This window comes from Tatumella sp. UCD-D_suzukii, assembly GCF_000611875.2.
Taxonomy (GTDB): Bacteria; Pseudomonadota; Gammaproteobacteria; order Enterobacterales; family Enterobacteriaceae; genus Tatumella; species Tatumella ptyseos.
Map to the genome: position 1 here is coordinate 142,601 of NZ_JFJX01000064.1, position 26,336 is coordinate 168,936.

A 26,336-nucleotide genomic window follows, 5' to 3' on the forward strand; every position below is an offset into this window, starting at 1 on the left:
GCTATTTATCTCCCTTCGCGGGGGCGGTTTCAGACGGGGTCTGCGCGCGCCAGGCATTCGCCGGCTGCACCACGTCTTGCGCGGATGAATTCGTCGTCAGTTGTGTGATGCTTTGGCTACCGAGGGTCACGTTCAGCGTCAGTGGCGAGAGGCTTGCGGTCCATATTTTGTTCCACCAGCCCGTGCTATTCAGAGTGACCGGAACGCTCACTATCGCCATATGCTGCTTTTTCGGGAACGGGTAGTACCCTGCGACAATCGCTACCTCCCGGGTGTTCTCGCTGCGGTCGATATGCAGAGTGGTACGCTGGCCGGGCATCGCGGGATACCGATCCACCTTCAGGATGTCGTCTTCGGCTCCCGCTCCGCTAAACAGACTTTTCAGCTGTGCCGGATTGGAGAGGATCTTATTGAGCGAACTGGCCTTTTTCGCCTGGATCACCAGCACGGTGCAACTGTTGGCTATCTCATTCCAGCTGTTCAGGCCGGGCTCTGCCGTGATGTTGAGGGTAATTGCCCCCTGCGCAAACGGCGCGTTCATTTGATCGACTGCCTGCTGTTTAACAGAGACTGTCTGACTGCCCTGGTAGCCCGGGCAACCGGAAAGCAGGACGCCGGTAACGAATAAAACAACTGACTGACGGACGACGTTCATACCTGCTGTCCTTTTAGTACCTGATTGATTTCACGAAGACTGCCGCTGTCACTCACCATTTCCTCGAGCCACTCGGTCAATGTCATGTTGGCCCAGCGGGCGGCGCGTTCCATCAGAAACGGCACCGGGCTTGAAGGCTCGGTTTGGCGGAAAAAATGCGCGATGGACAGCATCTGGCTGATGGCCAGATCCCGTGAGAGTGGCTGCTCCCTCTGCGGAAACCTGTAAGTTTCCCCCGCCTCAACGGCGGCGGTTTCCCCGGTGATTTCGGTGAAATTCATATTCAGCGTGTCACCGCCTGTCGGGATCGCCCGCTGGGCCAGACGTTGCAGAAAACAGGTACTGTCGGTCAGGTACTGCCGGGTCTGTGCAAACAGGGCGTGTGGCTCCTCCTGACTCAGCGAGAAATAGCAGGTCTCCAGCCGGTCGAGCTGAATTTGCAGACGTTCAAGGACACCGGCCTGCTGGCTGATTTCGATGGAGGAAAACGCCGCGGCGAGCGAATCAAATGTCGCTACCGTCAGATCGCCTTCTTTTGCAATCATGTCGTCCCGCGACTCCGGCCATGTGCAAACTTTATGTTCGAAGGCCAGCACTTTATGCCAATGTGCCAACGACGACTCCGGCTGACGAAGCAGCGGGAGGGTATATAGCGCCTGACTGATATCCCGATCGAGCCGGCTGAGTTTGCTGTAGCGGAACGTCGCGCCGTCTTCATCCGCCAGAGGCCAGCAGTGAAACCAGAAATGCGTGATGAATTCACTCAGAAAATGAAAGCCGGTTTCCGTGCCCTCAATGCCCTGTAAGTGAGTCATTGCCTCCACCAGCCAGCAACCGATCTGCAGATCCTTGCTTTGCTCTGACAGGGCGGCAACAGACAGCGACCTTACCTTGTGCCAGTCCGCACGCAGCGGCTCTGCAATAGTCCATTCATCCTGCGGCAGATAGTCCGGGTCGCTCTCACGCGCCTGACGGATATCATTATAAATTTGCTCGTATTCAAGATTGATCCCTGCCGGATCCTCCGGGCTAATCGGTATCAAAAGCGCGGCTATTTCGGGTTGCATTGTTGCCATGTCTTTCATCCAATGAAAACAGAACTATCCAATAAAAACTTTCGGGCATCCCATCACGATGGTGCCGCCGTGGGCGCAACTGTCACCCATGCGGGCGGCAGGTTTTTTGCCAATGAATACTTTTACGCTCCCCATAACAACACTGTCCGGTGGCCCCACACAGATGGCCATTGAACCGACAGTGGCCGCTGGCATACCGCCGATCAACACCATCGGGACGCCGGTGGTGATCGGGCCGCCGGTGTGAGGAATGGGCGGCAGGCCGGGGGGGACCATCGGGCAAACATGCATATCGGAAACGCGAGCTGCGGGTTGTGCCATTACGCTTTCTCCTGTGCCCATTGCATCAGCAGGTGGCGGGTGCCGTCTGCCGGATTGTCAGCGTTGCGCGTCGCCAGCATCAGCAACGCGCAGCGCAGCATTCCGGTGCTGAGGTGCGGTTCGGGATACACAGCTTCCAGCCCCTCCGGGCTCATGCTGCCCTGCGACCAGAACAGTGACAGCGCCAGTGCACCTGCCGGGGTATCGAAGCCCAGGGTTTCGGCCTGGTGAAAAATCTGCCAGCGCAGTTTTTCATCGGGCACGGCAACCCAGCGCTGCATGTCGTCCAGCAGCGGTGCGCTGGCCGGTGGCTCGCAGCGGCGTAAACGACCGAGCAGCCAGAGGCTCAGTGCACGCGGTTCGGCCTGCTTCACCCAGCGCGTCAGTACCTCTTCCCACTCATCGTCGGCGAACTGCTGCGCTAACGGGACATAACCGTCATCAGACATGCTCTCTCCTTACTCCGTCGTTGTTAGCCAATGTTGATTATTCCGCCTTTGATTTGCGTCATACCGCTTCCCTGCACCGTGGTCATCGCGCCCTTGAGTTCGGCGGTACCGGAGCCTTCGATTTTGATTAGGGTGCCGGTGATGTTGATGCCGCTGGGCGAAATCACGATTTTGTTAGACCCGACTTTCAGTTCGATCGACTGTGTCGATTCGATGACGCAGGTTTTGTCGGTTTTGATGTTTCCACTGCCACCGGATGCCGTGAGGGAGTAATTGCCGTTGCTCAGGCTGGTGGTGACGTTACCGGTGACTTTTTGCTCCATATCACCTTTATTCAGGGTGATATGCAGAGAGCCTTGTTTGAGCACCAGCGTGTCATTGCCCTTGGTGATTTCCGTGTCCCGGTTCGCGCCGATTTTGCTTTTCACCTCGTGTTTTACCTCGCTGGTGACATCGTTTTTTACGGTCAGCAGCAGGTCTTTTTGTGCGGTGAGGGTCAGCTTCTCTTCGCCTTTTTTATCGTTAAAACTCAGCCGATGGCCGTCTTCCATAGCGCCTTTGCTGGTGCTGCGCGTGGCAAAGCCGGATTCAGTTTTCTCCTCCGGCAATGTGAAAGGCAGCTTATTCTGGCCGTTGTAGACCGAACCGGTGACTAACGGAAAATCAGGGTGCCCCTGAATGAAGCTGACCAGCACTTCACTACCGATGCGCGGAATAAACTGAAAACCGAATTTGCTTCCGGTCCAGGGCTGAGAGATGCGCACCCAGCATGAACTGGTGTCGTCATTATTGTTTTCTGTGTCCCACGGAAACTGGATTTTGATACGGCCGTATTGATCCGTGTGAATTTCCTCAGAAGAAGGGCCGACCACTTTGGCGATAAGGACTCCGGGAATTTCCGGCGGGACGCGGGTGCACACCGGCCGCCAGTTCACGCTATGGCGTAGTGACTGGATTGCACAGTGATAACTGCCGGCACTCTCTTCAAAACTGTTCGTCGCCTCAAGGCTCAGGGACTGAATGCGATAACTGTCATTGTCCGTGGGGTGGCCGGTCAGACTGAACACTTCGCCGCAACTGAGCCAGTAAGCGTTAACCGTCGCATCGTACAGTTGGGTATTCGCCTCAAATGCCGCTATGGCCTGTGAGACTGTGCCGGTCAGCGCGGTGCGTTCGGTGGCCGGGGTAATATCAGTAAACTTCAGGTGGTCAATGCGCTGCTTTGTTGATGCAGTATCCTGATTATCGGTGACTGCCGCCGCTTTCTGCATGTTGTAACCGTACAGACCGACTTCGCCCGGGATCAGTCGCGAACTGACGAACCAGCTATTGATGTTGCCGGAAGTGAGGGGTTGCCCCGGCGAGCGCCACGGCAATGTGCCCATGTTGGCGGACGGATGACCGCCGGGGTGATCCACAAGCACCATCTGGTGCTGATCCTCCTGATGTGTAAAGAAGTAGCCGATGCCCTCTTCTTCCAGCAGACGGCTGATAAAATCGAAATCGGATTCACGGTACTGAATACAGTACTCCCGCTTCTGATAGGTATTTCTCAGTTGCAGACTGACCTGACTGATCTGGTGCTCGCTAAGCAGTTTTCTGACAAGATCCGGCACCGCTATGTTTTGCCAGACGCGCGTCGAACGTCCGGACTTTAACAGCGCAAAAGCAGGCTCAAGCCTGAAAGTGCACACCGCCTGATCGTTAGCATCCCGGCCGCGCTGAATGTGGGTCACGACCCCGTGCAGATAGCGCCGGGGCCGGTTGTGCAAGCCGTCGCCAATCTGGCAAGACACCGTTTTGCCATGCAATGCCGCAATGCCTTCCTCATCAAGTGCTGTCACAGAGCGCAGTTCATAGCAAAAAGGTGTGGAAATCGTCTCCTGACCACTGACGGACAACAGTAAGAAATCCGAGGCAACGGCGCCGTTCCAGTGCAGAAAGTGATTTTTCTGCATATCTTTTAGCTGTGCGGTTAATAACATTCTCATCTTCCTTTTCAGAGACTCGTGATGACGAAAGGGGCGCGACAAACGGCGGTATCGCTGACTTAATCGGGCTGCGGCAAACTAACGTGGCGCAGGGCGGTGGGGTCACGCTGGCCAATACAAATATCCAGCCCCAATTGACCTGCACCCAGCGGTACGGGCGGGCTGTTACCACTGCTGATGCGCAGGTGAACCGAAAAATCCAGCCCGGGCCCGACGTATTCCCGAATGCGACTCCAGATTTCCTGATAAAACGCCCCCTGCGGAATGAAGTGCAGCGAACGTGCCTGCGGCATCGGCCCGAAGGTGACATCAAAGTTCGACAGGATCTCCCTGCGCACGCGGCCAATCATCGGTGCGGTTTCCAGGGTTTGGCACGGATTTCCCAGCTGGCAATGTTCCGTCTCATCTACCGTTTTCCAGCCACCGGTGAAGGGGGTGATCTCTACGGGCACGGCGTAGTAGTGGCTGAGCCAGACTTCCAGATTGACCATCGAACGGACCGGTGACGAGAACAAATGGGCGTAATTCTCCCCGCCGGAGATAGACTGCGACGTAAGTAAGCCTGTCAGTGACAGCGTTGCCTGCTGTAAAGGCGACCCGGTTTGTGCTTCGGCGAGGGCATACAGATGATTTTTCTGCCACGCCAGGAAATCGAGGCAGTACAGGCGATGGCCGAAAATATCCAGAAATGCCTTGGCGCTGTGGTCACCATAACGATACTGGCGGCCAATCATCCATTCGGTGTAAGCCGTCGGTAAGGCCCCCTGCGCCCCCGTCAACCCATTCTGCCAAACGGTGATGCATAGCGGATCGTCCGGCGTCGCCTGCTCTATGCTGGCAATCTGCCCGACGGGTGCCTCAAGGGAAAGGGGGGAAACCATCCAAAGCTGAGTGTCCAGCGTATCTGCCGTCGCTTCGTTGCTACCGCGTAGCTTACGCAGCAGCGTTCGCACCTGCTGGCAGAAACTGAACCGGCTGGTAATACGCGTTAAATCCATGACAGTTTTCCTGCCCGAACCGGCCAGATACGTCGCGTATGCTCTTCATTTTCAATCACCGTGGTGACACGGGTGAAACTGTTGACCGGCGCATACAGCCCGAGGAAGTGATCCAGAAAACAACACAGCAGAAAGTATTCCGGTTCGTTGAGTGCTTCATGGGTAAAGGTGATCGTCAGCGCGATACCGCGCGCCAGCGTCTGAGGATCGTTGGACACCAGCCGGGTTGTCACTGGCTGTACGTCGAGATGCAGGATCATGTTGATCATGCGCGTAATGGCAGGAGCATCGTGAAAATTATATAGCATGAGTGTTTCACGCAGTACCTGTACGCCCTGACTGCCGCTGAGCAGCATGTGATTAAGGGAGAGCTGGGAAATCAGACGCCAGCGAACGGCACTTTTATCCGGCGGTGGCATGGGCCGCGTCGGGCGGTTGAGTGCGGTAATTTTCAGGCCCGCCAGGGGTAAGTCGGAATCAAAATCGCCATCAGGATGACCATTTTTCATTCCGCAGGGGATGGCGTGATTGGTACAGGTCAGATTGAGGGTGACCAGGTCGCCTTTCGGTGTATCCGGCTGGCTGTTGCGGTTGGCAAAGGCGATAAACAGGTTACGCTCAGCGCCTCCCTCGCCCACGGTTTCGCGCTGAAAACTCTGCCAGTAAATACCCGCATCCCCCTCAATACGCGAGTGATCAATACCAAACAATGGCTGAACGGGTACCATCGCCCGGTTTTTATCTTCTCTGTCCTGAATAAAAACATGGTTGATGGCCCAGACGTCAATCTGCTGTTGGCGGCGGATGTCAGGAACCACCTGATATTCCGCAGTGTTTTCCGTCAATACAATGGGTTCTGCCCGCTGAACGAACAGGTTGATGGCCGGCGTGCAGTTCAGCCGAAAAAAGGAGGCGTCGATGATCTTCGCCAGCTTCTCCAGATGATGCCCCAGGTGGGTGCGGTTAAACACCACCCGCAAGCTGAAGACAGAATTCGCGGCCGCGTGAAAACTCTCCGGCAGGCGGATATCCAGAAAATAGAACTTCTGCGGGAAGAAAAAATAATCCTGTAACTGCGCATGAATCGGTGCCACGCGCGGATCCTGTTCCAGGAGCCCCTCCTCCTGCGTAAAGCCAACCGGGCTTATCGCTGTACTTTTCAACGGGCAGGACGCGTCACCCTGATAAACGCTCAGCTTATGGATCTCAGAGCACAGCAGAGTGTAGATAATGTTGACGGCGTTGCCCGGGCCATGCAAAAACAGCCGCACAGCTCCCCCCGCCACTGCCGCACCAGACCAGACCTGAAAACTGAGGTTTAGATGCCATTTAAGGTCTTCCTCGTCAAAACGCAAACACGCCTCAGATACCGATAGCGGTAACAGGACGACGGGGTATACCGTCTGAAACTGGCACACCACATCGTTGATATTCCGTGTGAACAACGAGGAACCGGCGGCAATAGTATTCTTATCGGTTAAGCCGCTATTCAGCCTGTGCGGTTCAATGGCAACGATGCACGTTGACGGCATCACCCGCAAAAACTGCGGTGCGATAGTGGTGAGCAACGCCTCCGTGAACTCCGGCATATCGTCGTCCAGGCGCTGATGAATGCGGGAGGTGAGTAACGCAAAAGATTCAATGATGCGTTCAACGTGCGGGTCTTCTGATTCACCTTCGAGCATGCCCAAACGACGGGCAATCTTGGGGAAACGGCTGGCAAACGCTTTGCCATGCTGTTTCAAAAAGACCAGTTCTTTCTGATAATACGACAGCAGCCTATTCATCGAAATAAAACTTACCCGTGCAGTCATCCCACACCAGTTCAAATTTCACTGGCAATGCATTATGCAAAGCATGTATTTCAAAAATGACGTGAGATGAATTATTCGTTTTAGTCATAATTGCCACGTCGGATAAACGAGGCTCAAAGCGCTGCAAGGTCATTGCAATCTGTTGTTCGATGATTTTTTTTCGTCGTTCGGTGTCATTAATTTGAGAAACCGAAGAATTGATACCGTAATTTAATACCGATGCATTCACCAACGGCAAGGTTTCAACATGAGCTAAACGCGAACGTGAAGACAAAAGCATCCTGAGCTCATTCAGCAGCCAGGGGCTTTTTTCTTCCGTCCGGTAAGTTTCTTCTTCAAGCTGAGGATTGTCATCACTCAGGCGAAGCAATAAAGAAGGCATGGTTTATTCTCATGTGATATAAAGCAGTGCTTGCACACTGCTGTTGATAAATATTATTTAAGATTTTTTTCCGGAATGTCGTATTTGATTGGTCCGATTTTATCCAGCCCCGTTTCTTTGACATCAGGAACATTGAAAGTCACTTCAACCATGCCTTCATAGGTGAAGGACAAATTCATAAATAACTTTTCACGCATGTCGAAACTCAGGCTACTGAACTTGCAATCGTTATAGACAGTACGCTGGATTTCATAATCCTTATCGAACTGGTCTGAGCCACGATGAACAATAGTAATGGCAATTTTTTTATAACCACGTTTCAGATACTGTTCGTATAAGCTACTGGTTTCTTTTGTCACCTGAATAGATGCATTGCAGGATTCAAAATACGTCCCGTCAGGACCGGAATACGTCGTTAATCCGGCCGGGGAATACCCTTCCATCCAGCCTTTATACGTTTGTTCTTCAGACGAACCGGCAATATCCTTGCCATCAATCGTTATTTTAATGAACTGACAGTCTTTCAACTTTGCCATTTTTTATTTCCTTTAAGTAAATGACGATTAAGCACTGGCCGCCGCGGGTAAATCAGCGACTAAACGCAGTGACATACTTAACCCTTCCAACTGGAAGTGCGGTTTCAGGTAAGCAATTGCGCGGTAAGTCCCCGGGAAACCAGGCACTTCAACGACTTCAATACTGGCTTCACGCAGAGGGTAACGTGCTTTGGTTTCCGGCCCGGCGTTATCCGAAGCCACCACATATTGCATGATCCATTTCTGCAGATATTCTTCACATTCACTACGTGACATAAAGCTGCCAACTTTGTCGCGAACGATAGATTTCAGGTAATGAGCAAAGCGGGAGGTTGCCAGAATATATTGCAGCTGGCTGGACAAACGGGCATTGGCATTGGCTTGTTCGGAATTATACAGACGGGGTTTGTTGACTGATTGTACTGCGAAAAATGCAGCATAATCGGTCCCCTTGCAGTGCACCAGCGGTATAAAGCCAAGGTCTGACAGCTCTTTCTCGCGGCGGTCGGAAATAGCGATTTGTGTCGGGCACTGCATGACGCGTTCACCGCTTTCAGAAACGTAATTATAAGCAGGTAACGCGTTGACCAGCCCGCCGCCTTCCACGCCCCGAATAGAAGCACACCAGCCATACTCTTCGAAAGAATCGACGATACGCCCGGCCAATTCATAGGCTGAGTTGACCCACAGATAATCGGTACCGACATCATTTTCCTGAATGTATTCTTCAAAGCCAAAGGTCTCAACCGGCACGGTTTTCGCACCATATGGCATGCGACCGAGCACCGCGGGCAGTGTCATACCAATGTAACGGCTGTCATCCGTCTGGCGGAACGAGCGCCAGCGAGCGTAATCCGTGGTATCAAACATTTTCACCAGGTCCCGCGGCCGGGGCATTTCGGAAAAATCGTTCATCGATAACATTCCGGGCGCGATGGCACTCAGGAACGGAGCGTGTGCGGCAGCGGCAACGTGAGAAATCTGCTCCAGGAGATCGATGTCCTGCGGAGTATTATCGAACTGAAAATCTCCGACAAATGCGGAGAAAGGCACTCCGCCAAAGGTCCCGTATTCGCTTTCATACACGCACTTAAACAACATTGACTGATCGAAATCAGAAGCTGATTTAAAATCTTTGATCAACTCCTGTTTGGTACAGTGCAGCAGACGGATCCGGGTATTTTCCGTCACACTCGATTTCACCAGCTTGTGTAAACCCCGCCATGAGGATTCCTTTTTCTGAAATTCGGGGGCATGCATGATGAGGCTGATCTGACGGGAAAGTAGCTCATCAATCTCACTGATGCGGGCTTCGATACTGCCGATAAGATCGCTGGATATCACCACTGCACCGGAAACCACCTCTGCCAGGAAGTTATTTAACTGAGACTTCATGCGGCCACGGTCTGATTCACGACGTATGGCCTGAGTGGTATCAATGATTTTATCCAGCTGACCTTCGCTCAGTGTCAATGGTTCAGGGGCACTGAGTTGTTTTTCAGAAATCATTCCGAATCTCCCTGCGCTTTATTAACATCCGGGGACGCCATGTTTTGCTGTTGAAAGAGCTCTGAAAGCTGTTCTTTCAGCCGTTCGTTGCTGGCAGTGCGATTGCGCAGATCACACAGTTGTTCACGGAGTTCAATCAGTTTGCGCAAAGGTTCAACCTGACGGGCAATATTGTCCGGTGAGAAATCTTCCATACTGTTGAAGGTCAGTGAAACAGCCAGCTCCCCCTCATGTTCAGGTAAGACATTCTTCACTAAAAACTCAGCATCAGGCTTCATTGAAGACATCACACTGCCAAAGTTATCTTTATCGATACTGAGAAATTTTCGGTCACGTAAGTTATCGCAACTCCGGGTAAAATCGCCCATCACACCGATCACTAATGGCAGTTCTTTAACCGTCTGTGCATTGCCAATATCAACGTCATAGGTAATTTGCACACGCGGCGGCCTTGCTTTATCTAATTTATGCTGTGTATTTCCCATGAAAACCTCCATGTAAAAATCTTATTTTCAAATCATCGTCTCAGGAACTTCTTAATTCAGAAGGCCATGTGAAATCTTATAACTTCTTTAATACATAAATGCCGACAGACGTTCAGGAATCCGTGGTTTCTTAAGCTTATACTTCCTAAGATAATCACAAACAAAATTAATTATGGGAAACCCATGCTTACCAGGATAATGACCATGAGCACATATTAACTCAATGATACTCAACAAACTTACAGCCCCTATAAATACCCCCCCATTTACCCATCCAAATACAGACGGAAGAAGGCGGTTAATTCACACGCTACAGTAAGAATCTTAGCCTATGTTTTTTTATATATTAATCGAGTTGATTTACAAAACATTACCCCCCACATTTAAATACACCTCCCCCACCCGATCACAGGTTAAGAAGTCAATGAACATCATCAAACTTACCATAAAAACAAATAAAACCCGGTCTCATATGAGACTATCTATTTTTATTCTAATAAAAAACATCTCATTTCAGATGACGATAAAACACCTGACAAAAATATCATCAGCAACTCTTTCCGCATGAGCGGAAAAATGAACCCGGCGGGTGACCATTGTTAATATGAGTTTTCGACAAAGGATAAATAGTATAGTGACAAATATCAGCCCGATGGCCATTCACTTTGACAGAGTTTCATTAGGATGCCGTAAACATAACCGGAGCCACTGTCCTCCCTCTCTGAAAGTCATTCGCATGTCAGGGTCCATGTCGTCGTGACCAGCGACTTACCAATGGCAGCGTCCTTTGCAGCGCTAAATTGATACGTCACAGTATTTGTCTGGGCAACTGACGGCCCGATAGGGATAGCGGACTGAGTGGTAAACCCGCCTGTCACCCCCTTCCCGGACGGGGTACTTGCGGAGTACGTCAGTGTGGCCGGAAGGTATGAAGACAATGTGAGTATTCTAAACAACGAGTCCTTCGTAGCCCCCGGCTTTAAGGTCACTTCCTCATTCAGTGCATACACTTCCACCTTCGCCGAATCCGTTTTGTTTGTCACTAAGTTACTCCAGCTATGCAACGCTCCTGTAATAAACCCGACTGACACATTCCCGTCAACGCGTATACCGCTATCGAGCGTTATTTCCAGTTGCCCCGATGAGAATTCGTTGAAGCCACTTCCGGACGGCGGGGTGAATTTGGTCCATCCGTTTTGCTGCTGACATGTCGCTGTAACCCAGCTGGTGCTCCACATGACCTGCACGGCATATCTCGCTTTGCTGATTGCACTGCACGGAATATTCGTAAGTTTTATAGGCTCTTCAAGTTTCCACGTACCGTCTTTGAACACAGGCCCCTGATATGTTCCTGCATTGACGTACAGATATGAACTATCGCATTGCAGGGTTGGCCCGGCCATGGCAAATAAGGACCAAATCATGCCGGAGACTACGATGGCGGATTTATACATTTTTCCTGATTCCCGTTTTTTTTATACAGCGGATAACACGGACTACGTACCTGCCCTTCAGACCCTTGCCTGAAAAATGTTCTCATGGCATCGCAGCATCCCCCACCAGCGAACTCAGCGCACAACCGCACAGACTCCTTCGCCTCCTCCCGGTTCGGGAGAATGCAGTCCGCTCAGTTATAGTTAAAACTCAGATTTACCACTGAGGTGAAAGAACCCGGGGTGATGACATCAGCCGTTTTGACATAACCGGCTTTAAAGGTATATGTCCCTGCATGATTACTGTCTAACGTAATTTTACTCGTAGAACTGGTACCATTAGGCTTCAGCACTGTGGTGCCATTATTAGCCAGAAGGCGAAGCGCAATCCCCGTCGAGCCACCAAAATTTTTGAATGCTGTGGCGTCGGTACCGTCCTGGTTTACTTCTCCGGCCACACTGATTTTTACCCCTGTGGAGTCACTTCCACATGTGAAACTGACAGGTACCTCTTTTACGAACATCGTATCGCCCACCGCCTTAAATGCAGTGTCTGCCACATTATCCAGTGTTGCAGTATAAATATCCGTATTGAATTGACAGGTCGTATCCTGGACGACTCCCGATATCGTGATAGTGGCGCTATCTGACTTAGCGGCATGGGCAGTCATTGCAGACATCAGCAGGGTCGTGGATAACAGCGTAAAACACTTCTTTTTGTTAAAAACAGTTCTCATATTTAAAATCACCTTGTGAGTATAAAACAGAGGTTATGACGTTAATTTTTCTGATTAACGGTGACAGGTTTCATTAATTCTGATCACCGGTGAACTGTCGGTGCTTCCTTCTTTTTTCGGAAGATGATAACGGACAGTACAGTGCTGGTCCGGTCCACTTCCCCACTGTGCGGTTAATATGCCATCAGTCTGCATACCGGACAGGTAAACCAGTCCGTCGTCGCCAACAATTCCGGTAATGTCGCCGGCCGTGACCGTACTTCCCATAGGTAAAGGTTTGCCATCATGGGTCAGTGTCATCAGTACCCGCATACCGTGGCGGGTCACAAAACGGGCCTTAACCACCGCGCCTTTGGTCGGTACCACACGCGACACAGTCCCCTCAATATCGGTGTCGTCATCAAGTGTTTTCGTGTCCAGAGCAATGCGGTTTTCACGATAAGCAGACACGTAAGGCTTAATGGCATATCCCCGCCAGTCTGTCTGCACACCGGTCCCGCTATCAACCGAAAGCCCTTTGGCACCTGGTGCCACTATCAGGACGTTTGTATCCCCCAGGGGTTGCCCGAAGGTTAGTCCCTCACTGTGCAGTAATGCACCACCGGAAACACCATAACTGATCTGACGATAGTCATTACTGTAGCTGTAACCCACATTACTGCTGCCATACCCCCCCTGATAATTCAGGCTGGTACTGCCGCTCTGTCCGTCATGGCGGGAATACCCCTGTGACACACTCCAGTTAAGGTTCTTATTCTCCAGAGCAGATCCACTCAGCCCGACACGCTGCAACGAACTTCCACTACTGTCATGACTACTATTAAATGTGGCGTACACGGAGCTATGTCGACGGGCAGACGACGGCGGTGACAGCAATGAATCCAGCGGTACCGATAAAGACAGATACACTGACTTGTCTGCCCCCGACTGGCTGCTTTGTCGGCTGTAGTTGTATGAAAGGCCGTACGTTACCGCTCCCAAAGAACTGCTGAATCCACTCTGCAGCGAGTTGCTAACCTCATCGCTGTTCCAGTAAGTCTGGCGAATGCCACTCAGATACAGAGAACCGGTTCCCAACCGTTGTGACACACTCGCCTCAAAACGGGCGCGTTTGACTTTATTCAGATCATAATATCCCCCCCGGTTGTATCGGGACGGGCGACCATCAGGGTCAACCGTATCATCATCATAGCGCCAGCCATTCATACCTTTCAGCGCGGTTTCTTCCAGGGTATGAAACCCCTTCGTTGAATAGCGGTAACCGGTCAACCGGAAAGAGGTTCCGAGTGAGTTCAGTGAACGGGCATACAGAAAACGCAGCGATTGTCCCTGATAATGCGAACCATCAGAAAGCGTGCTGTTAGCCTGCGTAATATCAGCAGACAGCGCCCCCAAAGTCCCCAGACTTATCCCGGCCCCGAGCGCTGCACTGAAATAATTTTCCGAATACTGCAGGCCACCATAGACCGTTACATCATGTGGCTGTCCACGGATAAAGGTCCCTTCCGCAAAGGCCGGATTATCATAGCGACTGCTCCCGCCGCGAAAACGCCCTGCGGTCACGCTGTATTTAAGGTGCCCTTCACGCTGCAGCACCGGCAAGGATGAATAAGGGACAGTGAAAGTATGTTCACTCCCGCTGGCCTCCTTCACGATCACTTCGAGGTCACCACTGGAATACATGGGGAACAAATCCGTAATGGAGAAAGCACCGGGCGATACATAGGTCTGGTAGATAATGAACCCGTTCTGGCGGATGCTGACCCGGGCATTGGTTGCTGCACTTCCCCGGATAACCGGCGCAAAACCACGCATAGTATCCGGATACATACTGTCATCCGAACTCAGTCTGCCCCCCCGGAATGCCAGCGAATCAAAAATATCGCTGTCCGTCGTGCCTTCACCCATAAGCAGTGAACTCTTCCAGGGTGTGATGGTGCGTTCCGCATAGGTCGACAGATGCTGCCAGCTTCGGGAGTGACTGCCCGGGCTACTGTAGTCGCGCCAGGTACGGGAGTCACGCAGACGCCAGGCCCCGATATTAATGCCGCCCCTGAGGTTCAGGTAATGGCTCTGCGAGTTACCGTAACGTCCATGGTTATTACTGCCATTAAATGAGTAATCCAGCAGGACAGCATTAATGCCCTCATCCCAGAGTTCAGGGTCGATATACCCGTTCGCTGTATTCTTCATCGCAGCCTGAGGAATACTGATGTCGAGGCGCATTTTCTGGAAGTTAAACCTGGTGAACGCATCGGGAATATATAACCCCGGAGATACGGCCTGCTCGTCCGTGAGAGCCATCAGCGCCGGAAACAGGCTGACGTTAACACCTAGCTTTTCCATCTCCTTACGGTTCAGCACGGCTGTCAGTCCTGTATTATCACGGACATACGCCTTTCTGACCGTTGGCTTTTCATCGGCAGCCTGTGCTGTATTCTCACTTCCCTGCTGAGAGCCTGAGAACCCTCCGGCAGGTGCTTCCGTTATCTCCGAAGAGTCAGACGACTCACCTGCATCGTCAAAACGTACTGTCCTGGCAGAAACATAATAACCATTCAGATAGATATCGACCTGATACATCCCCGGAAGCTGCTTTCCCTCCGTTGAAAAAAGTGATAAATCAGCCACTGTCTGTAAAGCGCCGGACACCAGTTCTGGCGGGAAATATAACTCTGCATACCCATTTGGCGAAAACAGACCCAGTAACACCATAGCAACAGGTGAGATGGTGAGATTATTTTTGCTGAGGTATTCATTTTTTCCGGATGCGTTCATTTTTAAGACTACCATCAATTAAAATGAAGATATTACTTTATCGAAACTGTCAGCTCTGGCGTCAGAGCACCATAATCATTAATGGTTCTGAACGTAACACTGTCTTTTCCGCTAACAGGAAACGACTGTGTAATACTTTCTCCCGGCGGTACCATGACGTCTTTTAATGGGGTATCACCTGTTTTTAACTGAGCGATAGTAATATAATAAGGCGTCGGGTTTTTTATCTTAAGCTGATTATCGGAGTGATAAAACTCCAGCCCGGATGGCGCATCACTCATCGGTATTTTCAGTCCATCGGGACGCACAAATAATTTAATTCTCGTCACTGCCGAAAGCAGTAGTAAATTTTTTCCTTCCATCTTTTCTTTATCAACAGAAGGGATCGCTTTGGCATTAAAATAATACAGCGTTTCTTTATCCTGAGGCAGAGGCTCCCCGGTATACATCACGCGAAGAATATTTTCATTCAAGGGTCCGCTCACATAAAGTGGCGGTGTGACAATAAAATCAGTCGTTTTTTTTCCCTCAGCATCCTCAATCCAGGACTGCACCAGAAAACTTGATTTATCAGAGGTATTGTTGATGGAGACATTAGCCTGTCTGGCCCCGGACGGATAGATTAACCGGGTACCCCCAATCACTATTCCCCCGGCATTCGCAAAGACAGATGCGAAGCAGGCAACTGCGAATATAAAATTAACGAAGGTTTTTCGTAATGAATTACTGCTCATATCGGCTTCCGTCAGATTGAAATAAGAGGTTATCTGTCCATAGACTGCCGCCTGAGCCAGGCAGCTTTTCCGGTAACTGAGATGCCAGTTACCGGAAAGTATTATTACTCGTAGGTTACAGAGAAGTCTGCGGTCGCATTAGCTGCACCCGCAGTAACCACATTGGCATACGAAATATAGCCAGCAGTCAGTTTCACTTCGTTGTCGCCATTGGCGAGTGCTGTCGGTGCAAGCGCAGTAGCACCATCAAATTTAGCGGCAGTACCATTCTGTCTGATTTGAATCCCGATACCGTCAGCCACTGAGTTTGCAGCACCCGTGGCGCCGGTAATCGCCAGTAATTCGGCGTTATCCTGAGCAGTATCACCTTTAAAGACGATGGAGGCTTTGGTGTAGTTACCTGTAGCATTAGTGCCTGTCAGGTCACAGCCGGTCAGCTTAATGCTGAACGGAACGAATGATGAGGTGTCTCCCGCTGTTTGAAACGTCTTGCTGGTCACCTGACCCAGCGAGACGGTTTGATTCATGGAATCATTGTCAATAGCACAAGGGGCGGCAACAACAGATCCCTCAAAATTAACCTGCCCTCCCTTTATGGTGACCTTTTCCGGAGCCAGATCTTCAGCAAATGCGGAAACAGAGCCAGCCAGTAAGACAGGCAGTAACGCTGCACATAATGTGGTTTTAAAGTTCATTTTTTATTCCTTAAACAGAACACATCAACAAATACATTGCTATCCGGTAATTATTTTTACCCGCCAGCAATGCCACTTAGGCCCCTCAATAAAAGCAGCCCCCAAGATGACACAGGTAAATATTCCTTTATTTAAAATAAAGTCTGCTCATCTGAAGTTGCGGGGATGAGTTAACCCAGGCCACTTCCCGATGAGTGACCAAACCCGAAACCATCCCAAAAAAAAGAACACTCAGTAAACTTCGGAAAGATCTCCCAACCTTAGCAGTTGCATGGTTTTTATTCAGCCTCACCTGTTTTTAACTTTATATGGAGACTATCGAAAAACCTTATTATTTAAAAATCGCTCCCGTCAGAGAATAAGCATTCCTGAATATGATCAGTCTGAAATTATATTGACTCACACTCATAACCCGCGAAGTCGAGAGTAAATGGAATCAAAACTCACCCCGAACACCGTAGTTATAAAGTTCAAATCGCGATTTAATTATTACCAATTACATTTCAGCTCATATAATCCGATAACGCTTTACGGATATCTCCTGAAGAATGCTGGATAAAAATTTCAGTTTTGTCGATTTTACTGTACTTAACCCGACCCAGTTGAAATCGATGTATATTTAAGGCATTCAGCGCATCGTTAAATGGCTTACCTGGATCATAATGTCTGAACGTTTTCAAACTCAGCATATCATTCTCAGCCTGAGCATCAAATCCGACCGTGTAGGCATCAGGTGCTTTGAGCTTCTCGAGAAAACCCACGGCTGGATTATATCGTTCGGTAAATCCGCCATAGCACGTATACAGGGACACCACCTTGACGGATGGTTTTATTTCAAGCATAGAAATATACTGTTTATCCAAAAGCTCAGTGGGAGTGATGAAAATTAAGCTTTGATGACCTCTTTTGGCGCTAATGGCTCCATGATAATCAATAATCACTTTATTTATATTTTGTAGCTGTTCTTTCCCAATAGCGTTCCACGTTTCAATAAATTCCGCCACACTGGAGGCATATGCCCCTGTCACGGCATGACCCTTATGCATTAAATAACTCATTTTCTTCTTTGAAAATTCTGTGGTAGCTTCCAGGTTTCGATCAAAAGAAGAAGGATCGGGTTTCGCGCTGATATACAAGATATTGTAGCGCATTTTTCCTATTTTCGTTTTCTGCTTTTCAGCAAAAATTTCACTTAAATCAGATGGAATATTAAATTTTTGTGGCGTGTATAAATTCAGCATATGACACCTCTCCTTTCGCGATCAAACAACAATCACGCTAATGATTAGTGCTGACAAAGATAATATGCAGATCACCAACCATTTTCTAATAGAAATATTCAAGTTATATTACAAGTAAACATTACATCTGCGACAAAAAAAACAGGCATTCGATAACGATAATATGACTCCGTAATGAATACCTAAACAGTAAACTTCGGCATTGTTGATAACCTTCCTTTATCTAACTTTATGACACCTTCATCCTTTAATTTTTTTAATGTTCTGGATGCCGTACTTTTTGATAAAAAAGAACTATTCGTCAGGAAGAAAAGCAGAGAAAACCTTTCCTTTATATGGCAAGGAAACGAGTTCCATTTGCGTATAAGATTTAGCGTATATTCCTCTGAATCCGGACTTGCTATTTGTAAATAACTTAAAAGATCGGAGTGATAGGAAGAAATAATATCCATAACATCTGATCGCAACTCTTTTTGATGCACAATACGCCAGAATTTATTATATTCGATAGCGTCAATTCGCCCATGATCGACTTTTTCAAGCCATATTGGCGGTGGATCAATAGAGGGTAATACCCCTATGACGTGCGGAGCTGAAACGATATTTATTATCTTACTTCCATTTTCAGAGCGAACTATAAAGTCCCCCTCCATAATAAGAAAGACCTTTCTTTCACCATGATTGCAAAAATAATAAAACTGCTTCCCTCTTGAGAGCTTGTCTGCTGAAACCGGCGATGCAAAATTTGACAACGAAGCGATAACACGTCCATGATTTATCATTAGTCTTTTAGGCATCGATTCCTTCCCTGCTAAAAGTTAATCCATATATAATATGATATTATACTGAATTTTTTATTGCATTAAAGATTTGGTGTTAAACAGAAACCTCGCCAGATGACTACCATTTTTAAAAACCCATCAAAGGAGGAATAATACTTCAATGAATGTTATGTATTTTTTAAGCCATCATAAGATTAGCCTCCCGAATAAAATCCGGTATCGGTACAACGACGAACAGCATGAAAACTCTCTGTGATCACATGACTTCCTGTTGTGGTACGCTTTACCTTGTTGAGAAGAGAGAAGTATTCTCCGCCGAAAGTTTAAGTTTATGGCTTTGTGCTACCTTTCTCTCAGAATTAAATTTTTATTTCCCATCTGTCTGGTAAAGACCTGTATCTGAAACGCCGTTAATCTTCTTTACTACAGAACTCCTGAAAGCCTTATAATCATCGCTACTGAAAGCCACCGGACGGAAAAAACTCTGTGAGTCACCTCTGTACTGCAGCTTTTAGAAACATATAGCTCTTTTTCACCGGTCATTGATTTAATATTCCCGGACGGAAATATGGCTTAGGTTGATCATCTGCTCTGCTGACCGTTGTTCAAAGTTCAGGTGTCAGCTAACCCATGCCCTTCAGGGTATTACTGACAAGTTTATAGAGGAATGATTAAAATTCCTTACCCTCTATAAATCCGTAAAATCAGCCAACCTCTATCAGGTCTTTCCGGATTAATTCCTCAATTACATCCGCTATTAACTTGTGGAATATTCTGAATGTTCCAGGCCACATCGTCAATAGTGATCGATAATGAGAGGAATATACTCATTAGCCTATCAATAATGCTCAATATAATTGCTAAAAACGATCAAATAAAACAGTGCATATAACGTAACCATCTATTACAGAAAGACTTTTTTATTTATTGATTATTTTATCAGTTCTCTGTCTGAGACAAAAATTAGTGACTACAGTGATATTATGAATATGTTTTACGAAAAAGAGATGGTCTCATATGGGAATATTTATTTCAAATCACCAATACAGGTAAAAAAAAACCTGAGTCCATCCCGCTCTTTCAGGACGTTCGGAGAGCTTATAACCTCGGGACTATCAACATCGCAACTCAGACGATTGGCCAATAGCCAGAGCCCATAAATCGGGGGTCCCGTTACAGACGAAATATCTGACGTTGACGGGACTGCTGTAATTTATTCTCACCATCATTTCACCGCGGCCGGTACGCCGATGAAACGGTAGTCCGCAATCCGCTTTAGTTTTTTAATGTCCTCATGATATGCCAGTCTGAAAGACTGCTGAATTACGCAGTCAGATTCAGGAAAGATAGAGCATCAGCCATAGATCAATCGGGGTAAGGAATATCGCGGTAATGGCAATGCTCAAAGGTTTTCGTATAGGCTACCGGCTTACCGGCAGAATAACGCCGCGGTCCGGATAAAAGCAGAGTATAAATGGATGCGGAAACTACCGGGGTAACAGGCTGATAGCGCGCTTCTTCAGCGTCTGAAGAATGATCAGGTATCAGTGGCAGGTTATGTTAGCTTCAGCGATGCGGCCCATGAAATTACAGATTATATATCCGGGTATGGCAGCGCGTTCAGGCCACACGAATATGACGGCAGGTTCCCTCGCACTGACATATGACCCTGAAAAAAAGTGCATCATTGCTGCGCAAGCGTTGATCCTTAGCGCCCGCCAGCGAAAAGAATAGCCCCCGGAAAACGGGGGCGCTGACGCCGTTTGTAAATCAGCGGCCGGGGCTCTGTCTCCCCGGCAGAAAGGAACCCGTTCCCGGGCTAGGCGTGAGTAGCGCCCCGCAAAAAACTGCCCTGAGGTCGCTGGTAGAACGGCGGAATGTGGGCCACAAAAAAGTGGCTGACGCCTGAAGATGGGTCACTGATCTCACAGAAATCAATCAGGGCATTTTCCGGTAACGTATCCAGCGCCACATGACCTGCCGCCTGAATAATTTCATCAAGATCCGCACTGGCCTCGATACCAATCAGCAAATTCCCCTCTGCACCCGCCTCTTCCCGGCACCAGGCGACAAATGCCCGTCGTACCGGTTTATAGCGGCTGAAAAGCTGTTTCAGGGAGTCTATCAGTAAAGGCGGAGGATCTTCTGTCGCCGACAGTAACAGAGTCTGGCCCTCTGCCGGGATGCTGATTTCCCCCAGGGCATTGCCTTGCCCGCTGCACAGAGACCGGATCTCCGTGGCAGTGAAGATCTTACTGCTTTTAAGTGAAGGGTTAAGGCACAGTGTATGACCCGAAGTCATCGCAAACAGCTCATTCACCGGCAGCCTGACCGCAGGAAGATCACCGCCCGTCACTTCGGTAAACGCAGCCTCCGTAGTAAAAAAGGGAATAACTGCTGTGCCATCAAGCTGCTGGCGGTAGTCCGGTGCGAACACAAAAGAGTGACCCGGGGCCGGTTTGCCGGCTACCCAGACATCAGACTGCATCAGTCGCCGGAAGAAGGCCGGGCGATCTGCCGGACCTGTGGCTGCTTTTTCTAAAAGCTCGTCGAGGGAGAGTTCCATCATTGACCTGCCCTGAAAATAAAGGCAGGCCTGTGCCTGCCTCGCGAAAAAATCTGACGCTTTTTATTTCAGCAGCAGATTAGCCAGAGTACGAACGCCCAGACCGGTAGCACCGGCAGACCATTGATCGACAGCCCCTTTACGATAGGTGGCAGAACAGTCGATATGTAACCAGCCTTGCTGATAGCCTTCTACAAAGTAAGAAAGGAAAGCTGCTGCACTGCTTGCACCGGCAGAATGTGACGGGCTGGCAATGTTATTGAGATCAGCAAAATTCGACGGCAGGTGCTGGCGATGGAATTCTGCCAGCGGCAGCCGCCAGAACAATTCGCCCTCACGTGCGGCACTGTCCAGCAGTTCACCGGTCAGCGCATCATCGAAACTGAACAGTGCATGATAATCGTTACCCAGCGCCGTTTTCGCCGCCCCGGTCAGGGTTGCCGCATCGATCAGCAGGCGCGGTTTCAGCTTACTGGCATCGATAAGACCGTCAGCCAGAACCAGACGGCCTTCCGCATCAGTATTCATCACTTCTACCGTCTTACCATTACGGTAACGGATAATATCGCCAAGACGTAATGCACCGCCGCTGACCATGTTGTCTGCACAGCATAAGATCAGTTTCACACGTTTGTTCAGACCACGACTGATAGCCATCCCCAGCACACCGGTCAGCGTTGCAGCACCGCCCATATCCGCTTTCATCGAGTCCATAAAGGTACTGCCTTTCAGGCTGTAACCCCCGGTATCGAAGGTGATGCCTTTACCCACCAGGCAGATGTCCACAGGTGCAGAATCATCCCCCGTCGGATTAAAATCCAGGGTCAGCAGTACCGGCGGGCGGCTTGAACCTCGTCCGACCGTATGCAGGCCCATATACCCCTGCTCACGCAGATCTTCGCCTTTTGTAATACGATAGGTCACCGCATCTCCGCCAAGGTCACTCAGCAGATCGATAGCCGCACTGGCCAGATCTTCAGGCCCGAGGTCTTCGGCAGGCAGATTAATCACGTTTCTGACCCAATCCACCACTTTCAGGCGATGTTGCAGTTCAGTTTTTTCTGCATCGCTGAGTGCAGGCCAGTGAACATCACGCTGTCCTTTCGGCGAACGGAACCCCTGCCAGAATGCCCAGCAACGTTCCAGATCCCAACCGTCACCGGTCAGTTCGACGGCACGGATCCCCTGCCCGTCAATTTTATGCGCTGCACGCTGGATCACCGGTAAAGCATCACCCGTGAGATGAATAGTCATGCCCTGATCGGCATAGGAAATCGTGGCATTCTCTCCCCAGCGGGCATCGGCGGCCTGCTGGCTGAGTCGGATTTGCATGGTTTGTGTAGTCATGACATTGCTCCTTAATTATTACTCGTACTCGTCCATCCAGATTAGCAAAATTGCTTCGAGGATCTTTTCATTGGAGGCCTCAGGATTGTCATCAAAATCCTCAAGCTCACAGACCCAGCGATGTAAGTCGGTAAAACGGACGGTTTTCGGGTCAGTGTCGGGAAACTGGTCGTAAAGTGCTTCGCCGATAGGCCGGCTGTCGGTCCATTTAAGTGACATAATGACTCCTCAGAAACAACACGGGCCGGAATCCTCCGGCCCGTTCGGGGATCAATGTTCCCGTGCGTGGTTAATGGTGTAACGCGGGAATTCAACCACCAGGTCTTCATCCGTAACACGCGCCTGGCAGCTCAGGCGGCTGTCCGGCTCCAGGCCCCAGGCCTTATCCAGCATATCATCTTCATCTTCACTGCTTTCTGCCAGTGAATCAAATCCTTCACGGACCACACAGTGGCAGGTCGTACAGGCGCAGGATTTTTCGCAGGCATGTTCGACTTCGATACCATTGCGCAGAGCCACATCCAGGATGGTCTCTCCCGGGGTGGCATCATAGACACCGCCTTCCGGCAGCAGATCTTTATGGGGTAAAATTACAATCTTAGGCATGCTTAAACCTCATCCACAGAGTGTCCGGTCAGCGCGCGTCGGATAGAGTTATCCATACGGCGTGCCGCAAACTCCTGAGTCACGTGATCCAAATGTTTTATTCCGGCAGCAATCTGCGCCTCATTATTATTGTCCAGCGAGTCACGCAGTGCCTGCTGTGCTTCGCGGATGGAATGCAGTTCCTGCTCTGAAAGAAGAGCCTGATCCTCACTCAGTGCACCTTCAAGACTTTCCAGTACCCGAAGTGCATCTACCTTTTTCTCTGCCAACTGGCGGGCTTCCACATCATCACGGGCGTAGGTCATCGAGTCGGTGATCATGGTCGCGATTTCATTTTCAGTCAGCCCGTAAGAGGGTTTAACCTGAATAGAGGCTTCCACGCCGGTGGATTTCTCCATCGCAGTCACACTCAGCAACCCGTCAGCATCCACCTGGAAGGTTACGCGGATATGTGCGCCACCGGCCGGTAATGCGGGTAAGCCCCGTAATGCAAAACGAGCCAGAGAACGGCAATCGCTGACCAGCTCACGCTCACCCTGTACCACGTGAATACTCATCGCCGTCTGCCCGTCTTTAAAGGTGGTAAATTCCTGAGCACGTGCGACGGGAATGGTCGTGTTGCGGGGGATGACTTTTTCGGTCAGCCCTCCCATGGTTTCCAGCCCTAAAGAAAGCGGGATCACATCCAACAGCAGCATTTCACTGTCAGGTTTATTACCGGCCAGAATATCGGCCTGAATGGCAGCACCCAGCGCCACGACGCGATCCGGGTCAATAGAGGTCAGAGGTTCACGGTCGAAAAACTCACCCACACTTTCCCGCACGGCAGGCGTGCGTGTTGAGCCGCCGACCATCACCACTTCCATCACTTCATCAACGCTGACACCCGCATCTTTCAGGGTACGACGACAGGCAACCAGCGTCTTTTTCAGCAGCGGCGCAATCAGAGCCGTAAACTGTTCACGGGTTACCTCACCCTGCCAGCCTGCGACACAAACGGTCGTCGTTTCATTATCACTCAGCGCAATTTTAGCCGCCGTGGCAGCATCAAGAATTTCACGCTGAATACCGGCATCACTGAAATCAGTGATCCCTGCCTGCTGGCTAATCCACTCCGCCAGCAGCTGATCGAAATCATCGCCCCCGAGCGCAGAATCCCCGCCGGTCGCGAGGACTTCAAACACCCCCCGGCTCAGACGCAATACGGAAATATCGAAAGTCCCGCCGCCTAAGTCATAAACGGCAATAATGCCTTCTTTGCCCGAGTCCAGGCCATAAGCCACCGCTGCTGCGGTCGGTTCATTCAGCAAACGCAGAACATGTAATCCGGCCAGCCGGGCAGCGTCTTTTGTTCCCTGACGCTGGGCGTCATCGAAATAGGCCGGCACCGTGATGACGACGCCATCAAGCTCACCGCCCAACGATTCACGCGCACGATTTGCCAGCTCATTGAGAATATCACCGGAGACCCGGATCGGATTCACCTGACCCGACGGGGTTTCCATCATCGGTAAACCATTTTCACTGGCAGTAAACAGGTACGGCAGATGCGGGTAACGCTGGCGGATATCAGCCAGAGAACGGCCTATCAGACGTTTCACTGAACTGAAGGTATGACGCGGATCGCGGGCGGCCTGCGTACGGGCATCCCAGCCAACGCGGGTCTGCGTCGCCTGGTAGTGTACAACCGAAGGCAATAAATGCCGTCCGTTTTCATCAGGCAAGGTTTCCGCCAGTCCGCTGCGGACTGTCGCTACCAGAGAGTGGGTGGTTCCGAGGTCAATACCCGCCGCCAGCCTGCGCTGATGGGGGGCTGCGCTTAACCCGGGTTCACTGATTTGTAATAACGCCATAACGAGCTTCCCGTTTAAAAGTCCAGCAGTTTTTCTTCCAGCTTTTCTGCTTCGACCCGCAGTTTAGCGAGAAATCTTAGCTTACGCACGGTATCTGCCGCTTCCGGCCACTGCTGATCAGCAAACTGCTGACGCATTTGCTGACTGCGTTGCTTTTCCATGGAATCCAGTCGATGGAAATAAGGGGTCAGTGCGTCACTGTTATTTTGCTGATCAATGGTTTCAAGCTCTTCCCGCAGTTCGAGTTGTTCCATCAGAAATGCCGTATCACGCAGGGTATGTTGTTCATTATTGATATCGAACCCGTGAAGTGACAACAGATATTCTGCCCGGGAGAGAGGCTTGCGCAGGGCCTGGTAGCCCTGATTGATGGTTGCGGCGTGCTGTAAGGCCTTCAGCCGTTCGGCTTCAGGTGCAGTCGCAAACCTGTCAGGATGATACTGACGTTGCAGAGACTGAAACTTGTCAGACAGCGCTGTCGTGTCAAGCTCGAAAGATTCTGGCAAATCAAACAGGGTAAAATAATTCATAACCGGTCCGAAGCGTGGAAATAATAAAAAAAACGCCCCAGCAGGCTGGGGCAGATATTCAGAGTATGATACAGAGATTATACGTTGAAACTCTCGCCGCAACCGCACTCGTCTTTCACATTAGGATTAATGAATTTAAAGCCTTCGTTCAGGCCTTCTTTTACAAAATCCAGTTCTGTACCATCGAGGTAGACAAGGCTTTTGCCATCAACAACAACTCTGACGCCCTTCTCTTCAAACACAGTATCTTCAGGCTGGGGTTCATCCACAAATTCGAGGACATAAGCCATACCCGAACAACCTGATGTTCTGACACCTAACCGTAAACCGTAACCGGAGCCACGATTTGCCAGAAAAGAACTGACGCGGGCTGCCGCTGAATCGCTCAGGGAAATCGCCATCTATCACCCTCGCTTATTTGTCGGTTTTCTTACTCTTATAGTCAGCAATTGCTGCTTTAATCGCATCTTCAGCCAGGATAGAACAGTGGATTTTTACCGGGGGTAATTCCAGCTCTTCGGCGATCTGCATATTCGAAATGCTCTGCGCTTCGTCCAGTGACTTCCCTTTCACCCATTCAGTGATCAGTGAACTGGAAGCGATGGCTGAACCACAGCCGTAAGTTTTGAAACGGGCATCTTCGATAATACCGCTATCGCTGACTTTGATCTGTAGTTTCATCACGTCACCACAGGCAGGTGCACCTACCATGCCGCTGCCGATGTTCGGATCAGCATTATCAAATGAGCCAACATTACGTGGGTTTTCGTAGTGATCGATTACTTTTTCGCTATAAGCCATTTTTTATTCTCCTGAAG

General features: G+C 50.0%; 26 protein-coding genes. All 26 read right to left on the reverse strand.

The window, feature by feature from the left end:
- Window position 1: 1 nt before the first annotated feature.
- Window positions 2-655, reverse strand: coding sequence for a type VI secretion lipoprotein TssJ (locus tag CG67_RS14545; RefSeq protein WP_025903665.1), 654 nt, complete (start codon window positions 653-655; stop codon window positions 2-4).
- Window positions 652-1,731, reverse strand: coding sequence for a type VI secretion system protein TssA (gene tssA / locus CG67_RS14550; protein WP_025903666.1), 1,080 nt, complete (start codon window positions 1,729-1,731; stop codon window positions 652-654). Before tssA ends, CG67_RS14545 begins: the two co-directional genes overlap by 4 nt.
- Before the next feature lie 24 nt (window positions 1,732-1,755).
- Window positions 1,756-2,052, reverse strand: coding sequence for a PAAR domain-containing protein (locus tag CG67_RS14555; RefSeq protein ID WP_025903667.1), 297 nt, complete (start codon window positions 2,050-2,052; stop codon window positions 1,756-1,758).
- A complete protein-coding gene (locus CG67_RS14560; protein ID WP_025903668.1) occupies window positions 2,052-2,501 on the reverse strand; it encodes a hypothetical protein in 450 nt (149 codons plus the stop codon). Before CG67_RS14560 ends, CG67_RS14555 begins: the two co-directional genes overlap by 1 nt.
- A gap of 23 nt (window positions 2,502-2,524) precedes the next feature.
- A complete protein-coding gene (locus CG67_RS14565; RefSeq protein WP_025903669.1) occupies window positions 2,525-4,486 on the reverse strand; it encodes a type VI secretion system Vgr family protein in 1,962 nt (653 codons plus the stop codon).
- A gap of 65 nt (window positions 4,487-4,551) precedes the next feature.
- Window positions 4,552-5,490 (reverse strand): type VI secretion system baseplate subunit TssG, encoded by a 939-nt coding sequence (gene tssG, locus CG67_RS14570; protein ID WP_025903670.1) that lies wholly within the window; start codon window positions 5,488-5,490, stop codon window positions 4,552-4,554.
- On the reverse strand, window positions 5,481-7,277 hold the full coding sequence (tssF, locus tag CG67_RS14575; RefSeq protein WP_025903671.1) for a type VI secretion system baseplate subunit TssF: 1,797 nt from the start codon (window positions 7,275-7,277) through the stop codon (window positions 5,481-5,483). Before tssF ends, tssG begins: the two co-directional genes overlap by 10 nt.
- Window positions 7,270-7,686 carry a type VI secretion system baseplate subunit TssE gene (locus CG67_RS14580; RefSeq protein ID WP_025903672.1) on the reverse strand — a complete coding sequence of 139 codons (417 nt, stop codon included), beginning with the start codon at window positions 7,684-7,686 and terminating at the stop codon, window positions 7,270-7,272. The genes tssF and CG67_RS14580 overlap by 8 nt, the downstream gene beginning before the upstream one ends.
- A 53-nt stretch (window positions 7,687-7,739) precedes the next feature.
- Window positions 7,740-8,222 (reverse strand): hypothetical protein, encoded by a 483-nt coding sequence (locus CG67_RS14585; protein WP_025903673.1) that lies wholly within the window; start codon window positions 8,220-8,222, stop codon window positions 7,740-7,742.
- Window positions 8,223-8,249: 27 nt separating this feature from the next.
- Entirely contained in the window at window positions 8,250-9,731 is a 1,482-nt protein-coding gene (gene tssC, locus CG67_RS14590) for a type VI secretion system contractile sheath large subunit (RefSeq protein ID WP_025903674.1), read from the reverse strand.
- Entirely contained in the window at window positions 9,728-10,216 is a 489-nt protein-coding gene (gene tssB / locus CG67_RS14595; RefSeq protein ID WP_025903675.1) for a type VI secretion system contractile sheath small subunit, read from the reverse strand. The genes tssC and tssB overlap by 4 nt, the downstream gene beginning before the upstream one ends.
- 728 nt (window positions 10,217-10,944) lie before the next feature.
- Window positions 10,945-11,670, reverse strand: coding sequence for a hypothetical protein (locus CG67_RS14600; protein WP_152975072.1), 726 nt, complete (start codon window positions 11,668-11,670; stop codon window positions 10,945-10,947).
- A gap of 173 nt (window positions 11,671-11,843) precedes the next feature.
- A complete protein-coding gene (locus tag CG67_RS14605; protein ID WP_025903677.1) occupies window positions 11,844-12,386 on the reverse strand; it encodes a fimbrial protein in 543 nt (180 codons plus the stop codon).
- Between the two features lie 54 nt (window positions 12,387-12,440).
- The gene (locus CG67_RS14610) at window positions 12,441-15,164 is read right to left on the reverse strand and encodes a fimbria/pilus outer membrane usher protein (RefSeq protein ID WP_025903678.1); all 2,724 of its coding nucleotides are present in this window, start codon (window positions 15,162-15,164) and stop codon (window positions 12,441-12,443) included.
- Window positions 15,165-15,196: 32 nt separating this feature from the next.
- Window positions 15,197-15,898 carry a fimbria/pilus periplasmic chaperone gene (locus CG67_RS14615; RefSeq protein ID WP_025903679.1) on the reverse strand — a complete coding sequence of 234 codons (702 nt, stop codon included), beginning with the start codon at window positions 15,896-15,898 and terminating at the stop codon, window positions 15,197-15,199.
- A gap of 104 nt (window positions 15,899-16,002) precedes the next feature.
- Window positions 16,003-16,593 (reverse strand): fimbrial protein, encoded by a 591-nt coding sequence (locus CG67_RS14620; RefSeq protein WP_025903680.1) that lies wholly within the window; start codon window positions 16,591-16,593, stop codon window positions 16,003-16,005.
- A 503-nt stretch (window positions 16,594-17,096) separates the two neighbouring features.
- The gene (locus CG67_RS14625) at window positions 17,097-17,834 is read right to left on the reverse strand and encodes a hypothetical protein (protein WP_025903681.1); all 738 of its coding nucleotides are present in this window, start codon (window positions 17,832-17,834) and stop codon (window positions 17,097-17,099) included.
- A 182-nt stretch (window positions 17,835-18,016) separates the two neighbouring features.
- On the reverse strand, window positions 18,017-18,631 hold the full coding sequence (locus tag CG67_RS14630) for a Crp/Fnr family transcriptional regulator (protein ID WP_025903682.1): 615 nt from the start codon (window positions 18,629-18,631) through the stop codon (window positions 18,017-18,019).
- A gap of 1,804 nt (window positions 18,632-20,435) precedes the next feature.
- Complete coding sequence (locus tag CG67_RS14640; protein ID WP_025903684.1) at window positions 20,436-21,185, reverse strand: enhanced serine sensitivity protein SseB C-terminal domain-containing protein; 750 nt, start codon at window positions 21,183-21,185, stop codon at window positions 20,436-20,438.
- Between the two features lie 60 nt (window positions 21,186-21,245).
- A complete protein-coding gene (gene pepB, locus CG67_RS14645; protein ID WP_025903685.1) occupies window positions 21,246-22,529 on the reverse strand; it encodes an aminopeptidase PepB in 1,284 nt (427 codons plus the stop codon).
- Between the two features lie 18 nt (window positions 22,530-22,547).
- A complete protein-coding gene (gene iscX / locus CG67_RS14650) occupies window positions 22,548-22,748 on the reverse strand; it encodes a Fe-S cluster assembly protein IscX (RefSeq protein ID WP_025903686.1) in 201 nt (66 codons plus the stop codon).
- Between the two features lie 51 nt (window positions 22,749-22,799).
- Window positions 22,800-23,135, reverse strand: a complete 336-nt coding sequence (fdx, locus tag CG67_RS14655; protein ID WP_025903687.1) for an ISC system 2Fe-2S type ferredoxin — start codon at window positions 23,133-23,135, stop codon at window positions 22,800-22,802.
- A gap of 2 nt (window positions 23,136-23,137) precedes the next feature.
- Window positions 23,138-24,988 (reverse strand): Fe-S protein assembly chaperone HscA, encoded by a 1,851-nt coding sequence (gene hscA, locus CG67_RS14660; RefSeq protein ID WP_025903688.1) that lies wholly within the window; start codon window positions 24,986-24,988, stop codon window positions 23,138-23,140.
- Window positions 24,989-25,002: 14 nt separating this feature from the next.
- Window positions 25,003-25,518 carry a co-chaperone HscB gene (gene hscB / locus CG67_RS14665; protein WP_025903689.1) on the reverse strand — a complete coding sequence of 172 codons (516 nt, stop codon included), beginning with the start codon at window positions 25,516-25,518 and terminating at the stop codon, window positions 25,003-25,005.
- Window positions 25,519-25,595: 77 nt separating this feature from the next.
- The gene (gene iscA, locus CG67_RS14670) at window positions 25,596-25,919 is read right to left on the reverse strand and encodes an iron-sulfur cluster assembly protein IscA (RefSeq protein ID WP_025903690.1); all 324 of its coding nucleotides are present in this window, start codon (window positions 25,917-25,919) and stop codon (window positions 25,596-25,598) included.
- 13 nt (window positions 25,920-25,932) lie between these two features.
- Complete coding sequence (iscU, locus tag CG67_RS14675) at window positions 25,933-26,319, reverse strand: Fe-S cluster assembly scaffold IscU (RefSeq protein ID WP_025903691.1); 387 nt, start codon at window positions 26,317-26,319, stop codon at window positions 25,933-25,935.
- Between the last annotated feature and the right edge of the window lie 17 nt (window positions 26,320-26,336).